Genomic DNA, 19,563 nt, shown 5'->3' with positions numbered 1-19,563 from the left:
GTCCTTTTGCGTATCCGAGGGCTAGGACATAGCAGGAACGGCCGAGAGGGTAGATGATATTAGCCGACAGGTACCCAGTCGGTGCCGTTGAAGGTGTAGGTGGGGCCATCAACGTACCGGCTAATTGTCTCATCGAGCTGATGCGTGTAGATATAGGGGTTGCCCTGGCTGTCGATAGTTATATTTGTGACATCGTTATGCCACCCTTCGGAGGCTCCCGGCATAGTTCCCTGAGAATCAAAGCCCCAATCTTTTTGGGTGATGATAGTCAGGGCACCTCCGCTGTTCATAAAAATGTGGCCGTAACGGTCAATATTCCACCCCTGAGGGCGCTCCGTCATATTGGGAGTAAAAACACCCGACATGCTAAAACTGCCCAGAGCATAGCCAGGGGACTTAACGAACCCTATAGTTCGCCCATTCTGGAAGACCGCATAGTAACCGTAACCGCCACCAGGGACCGCATACGGCGTCATATATTTGTAGTAGCTCACCAACCGCACCGGGCCCAGGGTAGCGTGATTAACATCGATGTAGCCGGTTTCCTTGCATTCAGGGTCTGTCAGGCAGGGGTTATCTACCTCAGGTGCCTGGTTAGCTTCCTGCGGGGGTTGGATAGCCTGAACGGGTGTTTCGGTAGGGGCTGGTGTAACCACCACGGGGGCCTGCTCGGGTTGAGCTAGAATCGTTTGCTCAGGTTCGGGGGTGTCTTCAGTGGGGCTGGGAGATGGGGCGCTACTGGTGGTTGTGACGCTCGGGGCGGACGTGGGTTCACTAGGTTCTGCCGCATGATTATTAGGTACGGTGATGCTGATGCAGCCTGTAAGTAGCAGGCTGCTGGTCAAAGCTGTCAGTGACAGCCGGATAAGGCGGTGCATGGGGCCTCCAGGGGTGGGCGCAGCGGGTGAGGAAATCTTTCTAGCACTCTAAACAATCAAATTTAGTGGCTACCTGTGTAAAAATTCTCCGCGTCTGGGACTAATGATTGCAAGTTAACACCTCTGAATCTATCTTTAATAATGGATGTTACATCTGACAAAGAGAGGCCCAGGGTAATACAGCCTCATTTATCACCACAAACACCATATTCTTCAGTTATTTGTTATTTAGCGTAATTCGCTCAATGGTGATGCGTCATTTATCTGTACCACCGATACCAAACTGTGAAAGGTAAGGGGTATGAAACCCAATCATCGCCATCGCATAGGCCCCGGCCCCCGAAACCCGTCTGTTCGCTATGGACCCGGTCATGGTAGAAACCGAGTAAAGCACCGTGCTACATCTGCTTTTCCCCGCGCACTTGCTCCAGATGCCTTCAGTACCGATTACGCTCAGCTCAAGGAGCGCGGGGAAAGCTATCGCTCCTGTCGAAGAACTCTGAAGATTACGGGAAAATAGCCGCTAAAGCTAGTTCAACACCTTCAAGGTCATGGGGTAGGTGAAAACTTCACCGTTATTGGTTTTCACTGCTGCAAGAATGTGCACGACAATTAGGGCAACCCATACCGCGATAAAGACGAGCCAGGTAAATAGGCCTGCTATCCCCAAGGTCACAAATGTCAGTACCCAGGCGGCAATATTCACTAGCCAGAGGGTGAAACTGAAGTTAAAGGCACCGGCGGCAGCCCTGCGCACGAACCCGTACCCCGGCTTGTCCTTATAGATAACCCAGAAGATGAGAGGCCCCACAAAACTGGCAAAAGATGCGGTGAACACTAGCCCTAGTAGGCCCGAGAGGTGGGCGAACGTGGCCATGCTCTTAGCGTCTGCGGGGATAGGGTTGCCGTAGGCATCATAGGTGGGGGCATCAAAGCCGGGCTGCTGATAGGGCTGGTCTTGTTGCGCGTGTGAGGGGCCATTCTGACCCTGCTGATTGTAGTTACCGTAGGGGTTCTGGTTGTGTTCAGTCATATCCGCTCTCCTAAATACCAGTTATCTACCTTTCACTTTAGTCCGGGGCGGGTGAGGGCGCGAGAGGGTAGGTGTGTTCCCTGCAATTTCATACTCTGGGTGGAGAGTTAACCGCCCTGTTACGTCCTCACGGTGGACTGGGGTGTGCCGGGCAGTAGCATAGAGTCATGCGCGATTTACAGGCTCACATTATTGAAGAATTAGGCGTAAAGCCCTCCATCGACCCGGCTGAGGAGGTGCGCAAGCGCGTCCAGTTCCTGGTGGATTATCTGAAAGCCACCGGCACCCGCGGCTTTGTGCTGGGCATTTCCGGCGGCTTGGATTCCACCTTGGCCGGACGCCTGTGCCAGCTAGCTGTGGACCAGCTAGAGCTAGAGGGTGTTGAGGCTGAATTTATTGCCGTCCGCCTACCTTATAAGGTGCAGGCCGATGAGGAGGACGCCCAGGCTGCCCTGCGTTTCATCATGCCCCAGCAGACTGTCACCTACAATATCGCAGAGGCGGTGGACGGTTTCGAATCAGCTTTTGAGACAGCAACCGGCCGCCCTATCGCTGACTTCAATAAGGGCAATGTGAAGGCTCGTGCCCGCATGATCGCCCAGTATGCCCTGGCTGGTGAGAAGAATCTGCTGGTGGTGGGCACCGACCACGGGGCAGAGGCTGTGACCGGTTTCTTCACCAAGTTCGGTGATGGCGGGGCGGACGTCACCCCCCTCTTTGGTTTGAACAAGCGCCAGAACCGGGCCCTGCTTAAGGTGTTGGGCGCTGATACCCACCTGTGGGAGAAGGTTCCTACTGCTGATTTGCTTGATGGTAAGCCGGGGCGTACCGACGAGGACGAGCTGGGGGTCACCTATGATCAGATTGATGATTATCTAGAGGGTAAAGAGATTGACCCGGTGGCCGCTGAGAATATTGAGGGGAAGTTTTTACGTTCCCGTCATAAGCGCACTACCCCGGTCACAATTTTTGATTCCTGGTACAAACGGTAAGCACTACCAGGTGCACTAGGGCGGCGATAGCTATTCCCAGGCCCAGGCCGCCTAGCACGTCGCTTGCCCAGTGCACCCCCACGTAGATGCGGGAGAACCCCACAATCATTGTAAGGACGCCGAGCCCTACCCCCAGGGCGCGGCGTCCGCCCTGTGTGAGGGCAGGGTAGGCGGTGAGGAAGAGGGCAGCGCAGAAGGCAGCGGTGCTGGTGGAGTGGCCTGAGGGGAAAGAGAAAGTTAGTTCCTCCACCAGGCGGTGGGTAAGGGAGGGGCGCGGGCGGTCCACAAGATTTTTGATGAGGGTGACGGCTAGCGGGGCAAGAATCATGGTTCCCCCTAGGGTCGCCAGGGGCCAGGGGTGCCGGTAGCGCCAGGTGAAGAGTCCCAAGGCGATCAGCACATAAATTGTCATGGGCAGGGTATTGAAAGCCTGGGTGAGCGCCGAGAAAAAGGTATCGAGCGGTCCTGTGCGCCAGGTCAGTGAGGTCTGCCAGATGGCATCATCGACAGGGTTGGTGAGGGCTTGGGCGTTGACCAGCCACATCGACACAAACACCAGTAGACCCGCTAGGCCGGTGCGGGCTAGGTGGGGCTGTTGGGGGCTGTGGTTCACGGGTACCTCTCTTGACAGGAGCACCCTCTAGGATACCGGTTGGCCCGACTGGGCTTCCCAGCCTGTATCCGGGCCGGGCCAGTAAGCTGGTGCTATGTCTGATATCCCTAAAGAGTTTTATCTTGATAAGTCCGACCCGGCAGCTTGGGCAGCTTTTGGTGCCCTGAGCAAGCAGGCTGGTGCTTCAGCCCGCGCAGCGGGGCTTGATGATCAGCTGATTGAGCTGGTCTGTCTGCGCGTTTCACAGATTAATGGCTGTGCCTACTGCCTGAAGGTGCACACCAAACGCGCTATTAAGGCCGGGCTGAGCGAGAACCGCCGGGCCCTGGTGGGCGTCTGGGAGGAAAGCAGTGAATATAGTCTGACCGAAAAGGCTGCCCTCTTTTTGGCTGAGACGGTGACCAAGCTACCCTGCCCCGAGGACCGCGATTTTGCCCGCATCTACGCCCGGGGCGTGCTGACCGATGAGCAGTACAGTGCTGTGCAGTGGCTGGCGATTTCAATGAACGCAGCTAACCGTATCTCTATCATGTCCCAGCACCCGGCCTAACCGCCCGCCCTTATTCAGCAGGTTACACAGGCTCACGCTCGCTGTGAGCCTGCTTCACCTAGCTTTTTAGATAAGTCTCATGAAAGGACTTTCCCATGAACGCAACCCTTGAGAACCCGGTTATTACCGAACGCGAAGAAAGTGGCCGCGGCTCCTACGAAATCTTTGCCGATAGCTCCGGTACCCCAGCGGGCTTCACCGAGTTCTTCACTTACACAGAGGGCGGGGGCAACCAGCGTATCTTCCCCCACACGGTGGTGAAGGAAGAATTCGGCGGGCACGGGCTGGCCTCCAAGCTCGTCAAGAGCGCCCTCGACCAGGCCATTGAGGCCGGGTACGAGCCGGTCATTGTCTGCCCCTACATCAAGGCCTGGGTGGAGAAGCACCCCGACTACGCCGAGAAGACCCGCAAGCCCGAACCTGCCCACCTGCGCTTTTTGGCACAGGCTATGCGCGGCTAAAACTTAGCCCCTTCAGAACTGGTCAGGCGCGAGGGGCAGGCGGAGTGCCGTCTGCCCGCACCCTTCGTCGCTTCTTTCCGCCTTAGACCCGGTAGAACCCCTCAATAGCGCGGGTTAGGTAGGCCATGTCGGCTACGGTGGTGAGTTCGCGGGCTGAGTGCATGGAGAGCAGTCCCACTCCCACGTCTACGGTGCGCATACCTAAGCGGGTTGCGGTGATGGGGCCGATGGTTGAGCCGCAGGGCACCTTGTTATTGGAGACGAACTCCTGGTAGGGCACACCGGCTAGGGCGCAGGCCTGGGCGAAGATTCCGGCGCCGATGGCGTCGGTGGCGTAGCGCTGGTTGGCGTTGATTTTGAGCAGGGGCCCACCGCCGGGTAGGGGGCGGACGGCTGGGTCGTGGTGCCCTGCGTAGTTGGGGTGGACTAGGTGGCCGGCGTCGGATGAGAGGCAGACCGACTCTGCGATGGAGCGGCGGTAGGCTTCGGCGGAGTCGCCGCGGGCTTCAGAGAGCCGCACCAGGACGTCCTCAAGGAAGGGCCCGGCGGCCCCAGAGCGCGTGCCGGAGCCGATTTCTTCGTGGTCGAAGGCAGCCAGCATAGCAGTATGGGCGGTTTCTTCCCCTGAGTCGGCGTAGCGAATCAGGGCGGTGAGGCCTGCATGAACGGAGCTGAGGTTATCTAGGCGCCCGGAGGCAAAAAGCTCACCATTTTCACCTAGGACGCGGGGTTCTTGGGTGTCAGCGAACATGAGGTCGTAGCCCACGATGCTTTCAGGGCTAACCGGCCCGCCCTGGGTGCGTTCAGCCAGGTAGGCCAGCACATCGCCGGTGGAGTCACTAAAGCCCCAGATGGGGTAGATGTTCTCTTGTTTATCGAGTTTGAGGCCCTCGTTGGCGGTACGGTCCAGGTGGATGGCGAGCTGGGGGATGCGGGCAATGGGTCCGGTGGCAACCAGGCGGGTTTCCAGCGTCCCGTCCACCAGCGCAGTCAGGCGACCGGCCAGGCGCAGTTCGCGGTCCAGCCAGGAGTTGAGCAGGGGCCCGCCGTAGACTTCGACCCCCACCTGGTTCCAGGTGAGGGTGCGCACTGAGGGTTTGGGCTTGACCTTGAAGCCGGGGGAATCGGTGTGGGCCCCCAGCACCCGGTAGCTTTCATGCTGAGCGCTACCGGCCCAGGCGATGATGGCACCATCGCGCACCACGAAGTGCTTGCCGGTCGCTGCTGAGCTGCCCCAGACGTCCTGCTCGCTCAGCTCGGTGAAGCCGGCGGCGGTCAGGCGTCGGGCAACCTCGGCCGCCGCGTGGAAGGAGGTGGGGGAGGCGGTCACAAAGGCAGCTAAATCATCAATATTAGCTCGGGCATCGAAAGTCTGTGAAAGAGTCATAGACCACATTTTACCGGACAGGCTGTGCGCCCTCAGGGTGGCCGCCCTTGACCCATACCTGGGCAGTACGGGTGCGTTCTATGCCCTTCTTACGGGCCACCCAGATAACTACCAGCACGAACAGGCCGTTCGATACCAGTGCCGAGATAAACATGCCCGCGGTAGAGCCCTGCTGCAAGAAGGGGTCTGCCATGCCCAGCACACCAAAGCTCATAGCCAGCAGATTATTGACCACGTGCAGAGCAATAGCCGCTTCGAGCCCACCGGTGCGCCAGGTAATGTACCCGGCAGCCAGGCCCATGACCAGCACGGAAAGTTGGCCCCACACATCGTAGAGGTGCCCCAGCATAAAGAGCGGGGCGGGAATAATAATTGCCCAGGCCGGGTGTTTGAGCCAGCGGCCGATACTCTGCATGAGGTAGCCGCGGAAGACCAGCTCTTCGGCGTAGGCCTGCACCGGTACCACCAGAATAATGGCTACCAGTATGGCGATCAGACCGCCGGTAGGTAGGGTGGGGCTAGGAACATAGCGTGCCCCTAGAGCGAAATCGAAGGCTAGCGGCAGGGCCACAATGAGCAGAGCCGCTAAACCACAGCAGGTTGCTAGCCAGCCCCAGCGCATCCGCCCGGCGACCGAGTGAATCAGCCCCCAGGGCTTAGGGCCCACAATGATTCGGGCAAGCCAGAGGACAGGGAACATGAGTGCTATAGACCCAAAGAGAAAGATGAAAGTGGAGGGGCTTTGCAGGGCCCCATCTTCAAGAGCTTCTGCATCCATAGCATGCAAGAAGGAGGTGGCATCAGTAAGCAGCCAGGGGTCAAGTTCTGTTAAGAGAACGAAAAAGAAAGCAAGAGCCAGCAGCACAGAGAGCACCAGGTAGATTGGCACCCCAATCAGGGCTTCTAGCAGGGCGTGTACCAGCGGTGTTTGGGGTCAGCCAGAGAAAGCCGGTGGTAGCCCAGTTTCTGTTGCTCTTGCTGGTAGCCGGGGCGCCAGCCGACCGGCGGCAGGGGCATTGGCACCGGGTGTAAGGCAGGTGAGGGCACCTGGTCTGGTAGGTGGGCGGACGCTCGGGCGGGGGTAGGTGCCGCAGCCTGCGGTGAATTCTGGGCAGGGGTCTGCCAGGGGATGCGGGGGTCCTTCGGAGTACTCATACCTCTACCCTAGCGAAAGCCGCCTCGCTGCGTGTGAAGGTGGGCAGATAGGCCAGTACCGAGTCTCACAAGGTGCACTGGGGGTTACTTTTCGGTGGGGGTTGGGGCCGTTGCCTGCTGCTCTGGGGTCTTGCGGACGGCGACCAGGTTGGTACCGCGCTTAGTCTTGGCGCGACCGGGCAGGCGGTGGCCGACCTTCTCGGAGGATTCAGCGGTGGGCTTCTTGGGCAGGGCGGCGATGCGCAGGGCTAGTTCAATCGCGAGCAGGGCCAGCGCTGCGTAGAAGACGTAGTAGGAGGGGTAGAAGTAGTAGAGGCTGGCGTTCCAGCCGGCGATGGTGGCACCCAGGGCAACGACAGCTAGGGCGGCAATGATGATGTGAGCCAGGGGGAAGGCGCCGTTGTTCTCAGTGTTGCGCCAGGTGATGTAGATGGCCATGAGCGCAAAGAGGACGGGGAAGAAGATGTGGCCGGAAAGAGCCATGGTGTCTTCGGTGTAGCGGAAGATGCCGAGGGCCTGGACGATGGCGGTGGCGGCAAGGAGCAGGGAGGCTGGCAGAGTTTTCATGGGGAACTAGTCTACCGGTTAGGCAGTAGCGAAGTAGGTGATGGCGCAGATGGTGAAGATGGTGCCGGTGGTCAGGGCGGCGGCTAGTTCAATGAGTATGCCCAGGCCCATGGATTTGAGGGCGGCTAGGGTGCTGCGTGTGGAGGTGGCGATGTCCCCTTGACTGCGTAGGGTTTCGCTCAGGAGTAGGGCAAGGGCAAAACCCACGAAGAGACCTACTATGGGGATAACGAACATGCCAATGACTGCACCGAGCACGCCCCAGAGGATAGAGCGGTTGGGGATGGCTCGCTGCTTGAGGGTTTTGCCGGTAAGGACGGCTTGGGCGACCATTCCTGCGATGATGATGGGTAGGCCTAGGCCAAGTAGCCACCAGCCTTCAGGCCCGCGCAGGGTCAGGCCCCACAGTAGGGTGCCACCCAGCACTGCAAGGGAGCCAGGCAGAATAGGGTAGACGATGCCTACGATACCGAGGGCGATGAGGGTAGCGGCTAGGAGGGTGATAATGATGGCTAGGGTCATGGTTTTTAGTCTACTTGTCGCTCTGTTACTTCTCCCAGCGTGGGTGAAACTACCCTTGCTATAATCGGCATGACCTATACAAGTTTTGGAGTAGTGATGACTGAAAAGGACGCCGCACCCCGGCCCGGCCACCGCGAGCAACTTACCCTAGGGGCGCGTCCGCTCGATGCCCCCGGCTCCCCCGTCACCGACAAACAAGCCCGCGACATCGCCAGCGGCCGCCACACCTGGCACCGCAAAGCCTCCAAACCAGTCTCCCTATGGATGTTCGCCCTCTTCATCCTCCTCATGACCCACCGCTGGGTACCCGAATCCCTCTGGCTCATGGTACACATGGTAGCCCTTGGCCTCATCACCAACTCCATCCTGATCTGGTCCCAACACTTCACCGAAGCCCTCCTAAAAAACCGGCTCCCCGACACCGCCCGCCCCCTACAACTAGCCCGCATCTACACCCTCAACACCTCCATAGTGGTGCTGATGGTCGGAATAGTCTTCACCCTCTACCCCCTCACCCTCCTAGGTGCCATCGGCCTAGGGGCAACAGTCACCTGGCACGGAATCGCTCTCCTCCAGCAGATGCGCACCGCCCTACCCGCCCGCTTTGGGGCCACCGTCCGCTACTACATCGCAGCATCCTGGCTCCTACCAGTAGGGGCCACCTTCGGCGCCCTACTAGCCCACGAGGGAATCAACGCCACCTGGTACGGCCGCCTACTCCTTGCCCACGAAGCAACTAACATACTGGGCTTTGTAGGCATCACAGTAGTAGGCACCCTCATGACCCTCTGGCCCACCATGCTACGCACTATCATGGCCCCAGACGCCGTCACCCGCTCCCTGCGCGCCCTCACCGGCCTCTGCGCAGGCCTAACCCTCACCGTAGCCGGGGCCCTGACCGGGCTCACCTGGCTAGCTACCGCCGGCCTGCTCATCTACGCCGGGGCCCTAGTGCTCGTCCTTATCCTCATGGTGCGCACCACCACCGCCAAAAAACCCGCCGACTACGGCACCTTCTCAGTAGCAGCCAGCATGATCTGGCTACTGATCGGTGTGCTCATGGCCGCCTACCTGGTAGCCACCACCCCCTTCGCCTCCCTCACCCTGCGCCCCATCACCCCCATCTTTACCGTCGGCTTCCTCGCCCAAGTACTCCTAGGGGCCATGACCTATCTACTCCCCGCCCGCATGGGCGGCGGGCCCAAAGCCGTACGCGCAGCCAACCACGAATTCAACCGTTTCGCCGCAGGCCGCGCCGTCATGGTCAACCTATCACTGCTCATCTTCATCCTGCCCGTCTCCTGGACAGGCTCCTGGGTCCGCACCGGCGCCTCCCTGGTAGGAGCCTTCATCCTCTTCGCCTTCATCCCCCTCATGCTCCGCGGAGTCAAAAAATCAGTAGCCATCCGCAAAGCCATGGTACAAGCCAGAGCCCGCGGCGAAGCCCCCACCCCCGACCCACAAGCCCTCACCCCCACACCCCTCCCCCACCTGCGCAACGCCCTCATCGGTGCGCTCGCCGTGGCCCTGGTAGTGGGGCTAGGGGTTCTTGCTGATCCGGCTGCGCGCGGACGCCTCACCGCACCTACCGCCGCCACACAGGCCACCGGCCAGACCACCACCGTGGCAGTAGAAGCAACCGCCGACATGCGCTTCACCCCCGACCTTGTAGAGGTGCCAGTAGGTAACCGCCTCATCGTTGAGGTCACGAACGCTGATGCCACCAACGCCCACGATTTGACCTTCGCTAACGGAACCACTACCGGCCGTATCGCACCGGGGGAAACTAAAACCGTAGATGCTGGTCTTATCACCGGTGATCTTGAGGGCTGGTGCTCCATTATTGGCCACCAGGCCATGGGCATGGTCTTTACCGTGAAAGCAAGCGGTGAAGAAGCTACAGCCACCGGCAACCTGGGCCACGGCTCTCACCCTGCTACTGCGGCAGGTGGTAGCACCGGCACCCTAGCATTGACACCCGGTGATATTGACTTCCAAGGCGAGATCTCACCTGACTATCAGACCCGTGACGCGGTCTTAGCCCCCGTCCCTGAGGGTGACGTCGTTGATGGCCGCACCGTTCACCGCCAGACCCTAGATGTGCAAGAGCTACCCCGTGAAATCGCCCCAGGAGTTGATTTGAACACCTGGACCTACAACGGCTCCTACATGGGCCCCACCCTGCACGGGCAGGTCGGGGACATCTTCGAAATAACCCTAGTCAACAATGGCACCATGGGGCACTCGGTCGACTTCCACGCAGGTATTGTCGCCCCCAATGAGCCCATGCGCACCATTGCACCGGGGGAAGAACTGGTCTACCGTTTTGAAGCAGTACGCTCAGGTATCTGGCTCTACCACTGCGGCACCGCACCGGTCAGTGCCCACATGGGTGCAGGCATGTTCGGCGCCGTGGTCATTGACCCACCTGGCCTGCCCCCGGTAGACCGCGAATACCTGCTGGTTCAGTCAGAGATGGCCCTCACCCCAGCCGCTGAAGGTAACACCGAGAGCACCACCGCTGAAGAGCAAGAGCAGAAGGCCGGGGGGAGCGTCCTGACCGATATTCTGCCAGCCAACCAGGCCCCTGCACCTACCCTCACCCTCTTCAACGGGCACGCCACCCAGTACATGCACAGCCCTCTCACTGCTCGCGTGGGTGAGCGCGTGCGCATCTGGGTTCTGAATGCTGGCCCTGGCGGTGAGCTGAGTTTCCACATCGTTGGCACCCAGTTCGACACCGTCTATAAGGAAGGTGGCTACCTGGTCCAAGAAGGCCGTGACCCCTTCGGGCAGGCAACAGGTGGGTCCCAGGCCGTTGATTTCTCAGCCTCACAAGGCGGGTTCGTAGAAATGGTCTTTGTTGAGCCAGGCACCTACACCTTCGTCAACCATGATTTCGCTGCCGCAGAGCGTGGCGCCCGCGGGCGGATCCAGGTAAGCCAGTAGCCTCCTCTGAGGGTGACGTGCCCAGGTTGGGTGCGTCACCTTTGGGTGTGTGCGGCGGGCGCGCACCTGACGGGCAGGAGGGTTTTCCAGTAATCTTGACCTGATGACAAGTGAACGTACTAAGCCCAGCCTTGCCCTGCGCCTCGGCGCAGGCCTGGTAGCGCACTGGCAGATTGTGGCATCAGCGGTGCTAATGTCAGCCGGTGTGGTGGGGCTTTCTGCCACCTACGAGGACTACTGCGGGCAGACCGACCTCACCTACGCTCCCCCACAACTATGGGACGATATTGAAGCCGCCGCAGAAGTATCTGGGTTCCGGGCAGGCCTCTTAGCCGCCCAGCTAGAAACCGAATCCGGCTGGGTCACCACCGCCCAGTCACACGCAGGCGCCCACGGCCTAGCCCAGTTCACCCAGGACACCTGGGACATCTGGGGCAAGGGCGATATTAACAGCCCCGAAGACTCCATCGCCGCCCAGGGCCGCTACCTGGCCTACCTCTCAGAGTACCTAGCACCCTACGTCTCAGATGAGGCCTCCCTACAAGATATTGTTTTGGCCGGCTATAATGCTGGGCCCGGTGCCGTGGAGGAATTTGGCGGCATCCCACCTTACTTTGAGACCCAGAACTACGTGATCAAAATTGATGAGCTAGCCTCCACTAAATACGCGGTGACCTGTGTGCCTGACCCCAGCTTCAAGCAGGCTACCCTGGTGCGCTAGGGGAGTCGTAGGCACCCAGCAGCCAGCTACAGTCCCTGGCTGTTACCTTCGAGGCCGAAGCCCGCACTAACTGGCATACCCACGACGTCGGCCAGCTTATTGTGGTGACCTCCGGCATCTGCATTTACCAGCTCGAAGGCCAGGAACCCCAGACCCTCACACCCGGTGAGGCCTTCTTCGAACCAGGCATTAACCACTGGCACGGAGCCACCAGCGATGGCCCCATGACCCACATCGCCGTCATCCCCTTCAACAAGGACGGGAAGTTCGTCAACTGGGGTGCACCCGTTGACGACGCCACCTACACCGTCTAGCACCCCGGGGGGCACCCGCAGTTAAGCGTAAAACCCCGCAGTTAAGTGCGGGGTTAAGTGGACGCTGGAGCGACAGGACACCGACACATTGCGGACGCCGCCGCACTCACCTACCTCACGACGACCTTCACCGAGGAATAACCTGCCACCGGGAACTGAGCATTCACGGTAGACTCCACCGTGATTGACTCCGTCGCTGCAAGCAACTCTTCAACCAGTACGCGCAGCTCCAACCGAGCTAGAGGAGCCCCGGGGCACGCGTGAATTCCCGCGCCATAGGTCAGGTTCATCGACTGATTACGATCAGGACGGTAGTCCAGGGCATCCTCAAAAGCGTCCTCATCACGGTTAGCCGACGTCCAGTTGATGGTCACCGGGCATCCAGCAGGAATCGTACGACCGCCGACTTCAACATCTGCAGTTGTTACACGGCGGTTAGCAACGAGGGGATCTTGCAAACGCAAAATCTCTTCCACCGCGTGACCAATATATTCGGGATGCTGCCGCAAGCGGTCAGCCTCACCCTGGTGCTCGCCCAAAAAGTTCACAATGACTCCCACGATAGCTGAAACCGTTGACAGCTCCCCGACCGTCCAGTTTCGAATAAGAGAGACAATTTCTTCATCCGTCATGACGCGAGGTTCCTGCCCCGGCAACTCCACACGATCGTGCAGGAGCTCGGCGGTGACGTCCTGAAGCGTAGGGTTCATCCGCCGCTCGTTCAGAAGAGTCCGAATATAGCCGTCAAATTCCACAGCAACCGAGGCAATCTCAGCCCGGTCACGTTTGAGGGTGGCAGACCGATTCTTGTTCATCCAGGCAATCAAAGCTTCTTCAAGACTCTCTGGCCACCCCATGAAAGCATTTTGCACGCGCATGGCGTAGCGGGTGGCAAATTCTTCCATGATATCGACCGTTTCACCGCGCGGAATATCGCAGACGAGCTGGTGCACCACCTTACGGATTCGAGGTTCAAAAGCCTGCATACGTTCTGGGGTAAAGTACTTATCGTTGATCGCTCTGAAAGCAGTGTGTTCGGGTGCGTCCATTCCGTTGGGCACCGCTATGTGGCGGGTCGACACCCGGTTAGAGAACAGTTCAGGATGTTCAAGGGCATACCGGACATCCTCATTTTTGAAGAGGGTGTAGCCCATAAATTCATCGTGAGCAACAGGGCACCGAGCGCGCATAGAATCGTAGGCTGCGATCTGGTCTTCTTGCACTTCGGGCGAGCGGGAGTTCCAGTCGTAGTGTGTTTCGTCAACGTGTTGAGCCATGATTCTCCCCTGACATAACGGTCATTGGTATTAGGTATGCAAATTACTGCTGTTTTGAACCTATCAGAAGTCATACAGCAAGCGCACCTACCTCGCCCGTCTACTCAACCACACAGGTGCGTGGGCAGGAGCATAAACAGGGGCTTCACAGGGGGCGGGTTTCGAGCACCCCGGGTTTCCCCCGCAGTTAAACGTAAAACCCCGCAGTTAAGTGCGGGGTTAAGTGGATCTTGGACCTCAGGACGGCGGGCAGTCTAGCGCTTCTGGTAGAGGGCCTTCTTCTGGAACTTAGGGTCAGAAGTGACCAGCATGCCCAGGGAACGGAAAATTCCCTCATCAACTGAACCTAAGATCGTGGTGGTGTGGACGTCCGCCCCACGCAAGTTCTTAATCTGCTCAAGGGCAGCGCGGGCGTCCTCATCATGTGCCGCCGAAGTTGAGAGGGCAATCAGCACCTCGTCAGTATGCAGGCGGGGGTTCTGACTGCCCAGATGCAGGGTTTTCAGGTGCTGGATAGGTTCCAGGGCCTCTTTAGAGAGCAGGTGCTTGGCGTCGTCCAGACCAGCCAGGTGCTTGAGCGCATTCAGCAGGGCAACAGCCGAGCAGCCCAGCAAATCAGTGGTCTTGCCGGTAATAATAGTGCCATCAGCTAGCTCAATAGCCGCACCGGGGGCACCGGTGGTCTCTTCGCGCAGGCGGGCGGGGGTAACCACCGGGCGGTCAGTTTCCTTAATACCAGCCTTAGCCATGACCACAGCAGCACGATCTGACTGGGTAGAATCCAGCCCGCCGCGGGCCTCATCCACCAGGGCCTTGAAATAGCGGCGAATAATCTCCTGCTCAGAAGCATAACGGCAGGCAGCATCATCAGTAATACAGTTACCGGCCATGTTCACACCCATATCAGTGGGCGACTGGTAAGGGGTGGTGCCGGTCATCTTCTGCAAGAGCACCTTCAGCAGGGGAAAGGCCTCAACGTCACGGTTGTAGTTGACGGTAGATTCACCGTAAGCAGTCAGGTGGAAGTGGTCAATGACGTTAGCGTCATCAAGATCAACGGTAGCGGCCTCATAGGCCAGGTTAACGGGGTGCTCCAAGGGCAGGTTCCAGATGGGGAAGGTCTCAAACTTAGCGTAGCCTGCCTTCACACCGCGCTTGTTCTCGTGGTAGACCTGCGACAGGGCAGTTGCCAGCTTACCTGAACCGGGGCCGGGGGCCGTCACCACCACCAGGTCACGGGTAGTTTCAGCGAACTCGTTGCGGCCCAGGCCCTCTTCGCTGACAATCAGGTCAGTGTTGGTGGGATAACCCGAAATAACGCGATGACGCGAAACTTTTAGACCCAGGCGCTCCAGGCGTTGCTTGAAGGCAACAGCCTTGGTGTTGTCGTCCTCCATCTGGGTGAGCACCACATGCTCGACCAGGAAGCCGCGGTCACGGAAAACATCGACCAGGCGCAGGACGTCGTCCTCGTAAGTGATGCCCAGGTCAGCACGGATTTTATTGCGCTGCAGGTCCTTGGCGTTCAGGCAGATCAGGATCTCCACTTCGTCGCGGATTTGCTCCAGCATCGCAATCTTATTATCGGGCGTGAAGCCTGGCAGCACACGGGAGGCGTGCATGTCGTCAAAAAGCTTGCCACCCATTTCGAGGTAAAGCTTGCCGCCGATTTCTTCGCGGCGCTCCTGAATGTGTCGAGACTGCATCTCGATGTACTTCTCACGGTCAAAACCAATTTTGTTCACCATGGAATTCAAGCCTATCAAGACCATGTGTGCAAGCGCTCGCGCCTCGACCGCGTGGCGGCGGTGAGAGCGGGCACGCTTTAGTGTTCTAGATGAAGTAGCCGCTCAGGGTAATCAGTAAAGATACCAGTGGCGCCCCAGTTCTTCAGCTCATTGGCGCGGGCGGGGCTATTGACCGTCCAAATATTAACCTCGTACCCGGCATCGCGCACATCACGCACCCGCTGGCAGGTCGCATCAGCATCAGACAGGTGCGCCGCAGACGCCTGCATCAGCTCAAGCATGGACCGCCACCCCGGCTGAAACATGCGGCGCTCAAACAAAGCACCCACCACATACTGCGGAGCCAGACGCTTAAACTCAGCCAGCAAGAGGTGATTAAAAGAAGAAACAATCACCTCACGGCCCGGGTGCAGCCGTTCCAGCTCCTCAATCACCCGGCTCACCAGAAGACGCGAGCGCACCGCACCCTGCTCATTCGTTTTCAGCTCCACATTCAGGTTCAAACCCCGCTCATTCGCCAAATCGACAAGCTGCCGCAAGGTCGGCACCGCCTGACCTGCTGTTGCGGCTGAAAACCAGGCGCCGGCGTCCGCACCCTGCAACTGCACGGCAGTGTAATCGTAGACGGACCCGGCCAGGTTAGTGGTGCGCCGCAGCTGCGTATCGTGCAGCAGGACGGGGGTGCCGCAGGCTGCCACATCAACATCAGTTTCAACCCAGGTCGCCCCAGAATCTGCGGCTGCGGCGAAAACGGCAAGCGTGTTTTCAGGGTAAGTTCCGGACGCCCCGCGGTGAGCAAAAATACGCATGGCACCAGTATGGGGCAGGGAGGTTAACCAGCATGGGGCCAGGGGGTTAACGGGAGGTTCCCACTGGGCAAAGTTCCCCCGGCGCTAGCGTGAGGCTGTGCAGGGTTCCTTGGGCTGTGTGCAGGGAAAACTGTGCACACAGGCTCAGAAGCCTGCACAGGTCGGATACGGCTCTCAGGAGAACAGCTGGCTAAGAGCCACTAAAGATCTCACGAATACGTTCCCGATATACCTCAGCCAAGCTGAAGTCAGCAGCACCAGGACTAGGAAAGGGCAGGGAAAGGACGCCGATGCGGCTCCAGCCCTCGGACTTTTGGGGCTGCCCCTCTATTCCCTTGATGCCATAACCCGGAGGTGCCAGGAAGAGAGAGGAAACCTTGTTGCACTGAGATCCTCCGCCGGACGTCTTTTGCTCGACCTCCAGCTCTGGATAGACCAAGAATGCGCTGCACCCCATCCGGTAGGAGTAGGTAGTGAGCTGGTACTGGTCACTCATACTGGCCTGAGTAATAGACTCCTTAGGGAACTTATACTTGGCGTCAAACACCGTGGTCTTCTGCTGGGCAGTAACGATTAGGTCAGGTGTTTTGGGGGTAACGAAAGCGCTCTTCTTACCGTCGTAGTAGAGATAGAGTTTCTTTTGCTCATCCACCGTAGCCTCATCGACGCTTTGCCGCATGTAACCAGCAACAATCTTTTCCCACAGGTCGCTGGTGGTGTATTTGATGTTGGCGATGACACCCCCCTCCGTGAGGGGTTCTTCAACGCCGATCCCGAAGTTCTCGCTGATCATTGCCCGCCCCAGGAAATAAGCCTTCTTCAAGTCTGCGCTCAAGCGAGCTAGGTCATTAGCGGCGATGCCGCTCGTCAGGAGTGTTGACGGCTGAACCAGGCGGACGTCTCGAATGTGGGCATCAACTTCAACAGCGGCGTCCAGGGTTCTTTGGTTGTTGCTGGTGGCAGCAAGCTGGGTGGCGGCGCGAATGACCTGCCAGATGTAACTATCGGTTGTGAGAGCATCAAACTCACACAGGATAGGCATGCGTCGCTGGACTTTACGGTCAACGAGCCCTCTTGGCACCATGCGTCCCCGCACAAACCCCAGCTCTTCCTGAATAGGTAAGAAGGTGGGTTTACGGTGGCGAACAGCTTCAAGGGCGTAACGGACGAACTGGGCGTAAAAGACTTCACGCATAGCAGGAATATGGGGGAAGAGTTCTGTACCTGCTGGTGGGAAGTCGCGGTGACCGGCAACCCTGCTGGGGTGCTGGTCGTAGTGGGAGAGCATGTCCCACATAAGCTTGGCGTGGTCGTCCTCTAAGGGCTTGAGTTCGACTTTGTGATGGTCTTTTCCGGGTTGCGTGACTTCCTGCCAGAGAGGGTCTACCTCGCCGTCTTCCCTGTCGTCTTCCTCACCGTGTTGTTTTACTTCTGATACAAGCTCAGTTTCTTGGGTTTCTTCTTCAAATTCAGTTGAGTTTGGGGTGGCGGCAGCTAGGCATTTAGCCCACTCGTCCGGAAGTTGGAGGGTGTCCATCTCGTAGAGATAGCTGTGCCAAGTATCTTTCCCCTCGTGCTCTGAGGTGCTGAGGTCTGGGAGGGTGCGTAGGAGCTTATAGTCTGACCAGATTTTGGGGAGGACGTGCAGGGTAAGGGTGGTTGGGCCGGTGGGGTTTTCTTCCCCCACCAGCCTCAGCACGGTGATTCCGACACCGTTGCCCTTCCCGCTCACACGGAAATAGCGGTAGGCGGTCATGACTACTGGTCGCCCTGGCTATTTTCAGAATCAGTGTTGTCAGAAACCTCGTTCTCAGAGTCACTGCCCCCGTCGAGTGTTGGAGATTTACCTTTATCTTCTTTAACGATGGGACGGCGACCCAGCCCCTTACCTTCATAGTCAAGTTTCTTGTCGTTGTACGCCTTAAGTTTTGGAAGTCCAATCTTTTCTAGGACATCTTCCTTGACATTGAAGGTAAAGATAATCTCTAGGAGCTGGGTAATGAGAGCTTTGGCGATAGCTTTCGCGTCGCCGTCTTTACCGAAGAAGTAGGCGTGTCCCAGGCGGGCGTCAGGGCCAACCTTTGAGCCTAAAACTTCATTTGCATGTATGAACCAATCAGCCACTAAATCAACTGATTTACCCTTATCACCTGAAAGCTCCAAAGCCGTGAGCAGTTTATCCCTATCATTCATGGGCTCCTGGGTAATCCAATGGAAGCGACGACGCAGAGCCAGGTCAATGGTGCCCACGGAACGGTCAGTGGTGTTCATGGTGCCCAGGACGTGCAGGTTAGAAGGGACCGCGAGTTTACTAAACTCAATTCCCTGCTTAATAATAGGATTTTGCAGGCGGACATATTCGGCAGACTTCCCATCTTCGGTGGATGGAATCGTTGTCTCTGAGGAGAAGAGAGCACCATATTGGTAAGCTTTCAAAGGATATTTTTCGCTCTTAGCAACTTGTCCGTCTGCTGATTCGTCAGCACCCAAAGAAGTTACTTTAGGTTTATTTTCTGTTTCAAAATTTTCATCTTCAGGAGATTTAGTGGTGAATTTACTGAAGTCCACACGTTTTGAATCTTCGATGACCAGCATGAGGTCGCCAAAGACTCGGGAGGTGTTTGCGCGATTGATTTCGTCAATGAAGAGTAAGAATTTCTTATCTGGGTTGGCGGCTGCTCTGTTGCACATCTGTACGAAGATGCCCTCTTGAGTTACAAATTCTCCTTCGCCTTCCTTTTTCGTAAAGTTCGGACGAATACCGGAAACAAACTCTTCATAAGAAGTGGAGGGGTGAAGGACAACAACCTCAATCTGACTGCCGTTTTCACCATACTCCCCGCTTTCACGCAGTTTCTGAAGCATGTGAGACTTGCCAGAGCCGGCAACACCTTCCACGATGGCATTTTTCTGGAATTTCAATAGATCAACCATCTCCATCACAGATTCTTCCTCCTCAGGGAGTCTTCCCGCTGTCTTTAGATCACTTTTAAAAATCCCATCTTTAGGATTCCCATTAGCATCTGTTTTTAATTTTGCACTTATCATTATTGAATCCAAATTATCTGAGAATTGACTGTAGTTTTCAAACATTTGAACAAGGTTTTTGACCACACCAGGGGCAGAGTTAGTCGAACTATAGGGAATATCTAAATTCGATTCCTTACGAATATCATCGTATACCCTGAATAAATACGCACCTGAATACTCTTCTCTCAAGTTTTCCAGAGACTCCCGAATTTCGTGAGAAAACCTAATTGAAAACTCATCATATTCCGGAATACAGTACTTCTTCATGCCAGACCCAGAATCCTGAAAGGTATTAAAACGCTTTATAAACTCCTTCGCAGAAAGGGACTCTGCAGGAAATTTTGTTATAAAGTAACTTCGATCTTGATCAATTGTTGGATGCTTATAACTTTTCTGGCTTTTTCCCTCCTTCATATGGTTATCTATATTTTTGTTGCAAAATATAAAATCTTTTCTCAACTATTTCTCCTTTTGCTTAAAAATGAGGCTTATTCAAAAGTAGACACGCACCCCACACCCACCAACTAGACAACGGCCCCACCCGCGGCAAAAATATG

The 19,563-nt window shown here is 57.4% G+C and carries 19 protein-coding genes; 6 read left to right on the top strand and 13 right to left on the bottom strand.

The features are described from left to right. Positions 1-59 precede the first annotated feature (59 nt). Positions 60-878, bottom strand: coding sequence for a hypothetical protein (locus ACED87_RS07975; RefSeq protein ID WP_449089863.1), 819 nt, complete (start codon positions 876-878; stop codon positions 60-62). A 529-nt stretch (positions 879-1,407) separates the two neighbouring features. Next, positions 1,408-1,911, bottom strand: coding sequence for a DUF4870 domain-containing protein (locus ACED87_RS07970; protein ID WP_449089862.1), 504 nt, complete (start codon positions 1,909-1,911; stop codon positions 1,408-1,410). Between the two features lie 167 nt (positions 1,912-2,078). On the opposite strand from ACED87_RS07970, the gene nadE reads away from it, so the two are divergent. After that, a complete protein-coding gene (gene nadE / locus ACED87_RS07965) occupies positions 2,079-2,903 on the top strand; it encodes an ammonia-dependent NAD(+) synthetase (RefSeq protein WP_449082401.1) in 825 nt (274 codons plus the stop codon). Here nadE and ACED87_RS07960 read toward each other — a convergent pair. Continuing rightward, positions 2,872-3,516, bottom strand: a complete 645-nt coding sequence (locus ACED87_RS07960; protein ID WP_449082402.1) for a phosphatase PAP2 family protein — start codon at positions 3,514-3,516, stop codon at positions 2,872-2,874. The two genes, nadE and ACED87_RS07960, sit on opposite strands and share 32 nt — an antisense overlap. Before the next feature lie 94 nt (positions 3,517-3,610). On the opposite strand from ACED87_RS07960, the gene ACED87_RS07955 reads away from it, so the two are divergent. Next, on the top strand, positions 3,611-4,066 hold the full coding sequence (locus ACED87_RS07955) for a carboxymuconolactone decarboxylase family protein (RefSeq protein ID WP_449082404.1): 456 nt from the start codon (positions 3,611-3,613) through the stop codon (positions 4,064-4,066). Positions 4,067-4,161: 95 nt separating this feature from the next. Further along, the gene (locus tag ACED87_RS07950; protein ID WP_449082405.1) at positions 4,162-4,527 is read left to right on the top strand and encodes a GNAT family N-acetyltransferase; all 366 of its coding nucleotides are present in this window, start codon (positions 4,162-4,164) and stop codon (positions 4,525-4,527) included. 82 nt (positions 4,528-4,609) lie between these two features. On the opposite strand, the gene ACED87_RS07945 is transcribed toward ACED87_RS07950, so the two are convergent. The 5 genes from ACED87_RS07945 to ACED87_RS07925 all read right to left on the bottom strand — a co-directional run bounded on the left by ACED87_RS07945 (position 4,610) and on the right by ACED87_RS07925 (position 8,158). Beyond that, complete coding sequence (locus tag ACED87_RS07945; RefSeq protein WP_449082407.1) at positions 4,610-5,914, bottom strand: M18 family aminopeptidase; 1,305 nt, start codon at positions 5,912-5,914, stop codon at positions 4,610-4,612. 10 nt (positions 5,915-5,924) lie between these two features. Next, complete coding sequence (locus ACED87_RS07940; protein WP_449089861.1) at positions 5,925-6,803, bottom strand: CPBP family intramembrane glutamic endopeptidase; 879 nt, start codon at positions 6,801-6,803, stop codon at positions 5,925-5,927. 14 nt (positions 6,804-6,817) lie between these two features. Further along, positions 6,818-7,069 (bottom strand): hypothetical protein, encoded by a 252-nt coding sequence (locus ACED87_RS07935; RefSeq protein WP_449089860.1) that lies wholly within the window; start codon positions 7,067-7,069, stop codon positions 6,818-6,820. An 84-nt stretch (positions 7,070-7,153) separates the two neighbouring features. Next, complete coding sequence (locus tag ACED87_RS07930) at positions 7,154-7,636, bottom strand: hypothetical protein (protein WP_449082410.1); 483 nt, start codon at positions 7,634-7,636, stop codon at positions 7,154-7,156. 18 nt (positions 7,637-7,654) lie between these two features. Further along, positions 7,655-8,158 carry a DUF456 domain-containing protein gene (locus ACED87_RS07925; protein ID WP_449082411.1) on the bottom strand — a complete coding sequence of 168 codons (504 nt, stop codon included), beginning with the start codon at positions 8,156-8,158 and terminating at the stop codon, positions 7,655-7,657. A 96-nt stretch (positions 8,159-8,254) separates the two neighbouring features. Here ACED87_RS07925 and ACED87_RS07920 point away from each other — a divergent pair, with 96 nt between their 5' ends. From ACED87_RS07920 to ACED87_RS07910, 3 genes are all read left to right on the top strand, one after another. Then, complete coding sequence (locus ACED87_RS07920) at positions 8,255-11,107, top strand: multicopper oxidase domain-containing protein (protein WP_449089859.1); 2,853 nt, start codon at positions 8,255-8,257, stop codon at positions 11,105-11,107. A gap of 103 nt (positions 11,108-11,210) precedes the next feature. Continuing rightward, positions 11,211-11,828: a lytic transglycosylase domain-containing protein gene (locus ACED87_RS07915; protein WP_449089858.1), complete on the top strand. Its 618-nt coding sequence runs from the start codon at positions 11,211-11,213 to the stop codon at positions 11,826-11,828. A 35-nt stretch (positions 11,829-11,863) separates the two neighbouring features. Next, positions 11,864-12,142: a cupin domain-containing protein gene (locus tag ACED87_RS07910; protein WP_449082430.1), complete on the top strand. Its 279-nt coding sequence runs from the start codon at positions 11,864-11,866 to the stop codon at positions 12,140-12,142. A 110-nt stretch (positions 12,143-12,252) separates the two neighbouring features. Here ACED87_RS07910 and ACED87_RS07905 read toward each other — a convergent pair whose 3' ends face one another. The 5 genes from ACED87_RS07905 to ACED87_RS07885 form a co-directional block, all read right to left on the bottom strand. After that, on the bottom strand, positions 12,253-13,419 hold the full coding sequence (locus tag ACED87_RS07905; RefSeq protein WP_449082416.1) for a cytochrome P450: 1,167 nt from the start codon (positions 13,417-13,419) through the stop codon (positions 12,253-12,255). 254 nt (positions 13,420-13,673) lie between these two features. Beyond that, positions 13,674-15,167 (bottom strand): DUF1846 domain-containing protein, encoded by a 1,494-nt coding sequence (locus ACED87_RS07900; protein WP_449089857.1) that lies wholly within the window; start codon positions 15,165-15,167, stop codon positions 13,674-13,676. 77 nt (positions 15,168-15,244) lie between these two features. Further along, on the bottom strand, positions 15,245-15,976 hold the full coding sequence (locus ACED87_RS07895; protein ID WP_449082420.1) for a glycerophosphodiester phosphodiesterase family protein: 732 nt from the start codon (positions 15,974-15,976) through the stop codon (positions 15,245-15,247). A 190-nt stretch (positions 15,977-16,166) separates the two neighbouring features. Next, on the bottom strand, positions 16,167-17,732 hold the full coding sequence (locus ACED87_RS07890; protein ID WP_449082422.1) for a 5-methylcytosine restriction system specificity protein McrC: 1,566 nt from the start codon (positions 17,730-17,732) through the stop codon (positions 16,167-16,169). 2 nt (positions 17,733-17,734) lie between these two features. After that, the gene (locus ACED87_RS07885; protein ID WP_449082424.1) at positions 17,735-19,465 is read right to left on the bottom strand and encodes an McrB family protein; all 1,731 of its coding nucleotides are present in this window, start codon (positions 19,463-19,465) and stop codon (positions 17,735-17,737) included. Between the last annotated feature and the right edge of the window lie 98 nt (positions 19,466-19,563).

The organism is Rothia sp. 32237D007AR (assembly GCF_053544675.1).
This window is presented reverse-complemented; position numbering and strand designations above follow the sequence as displayed.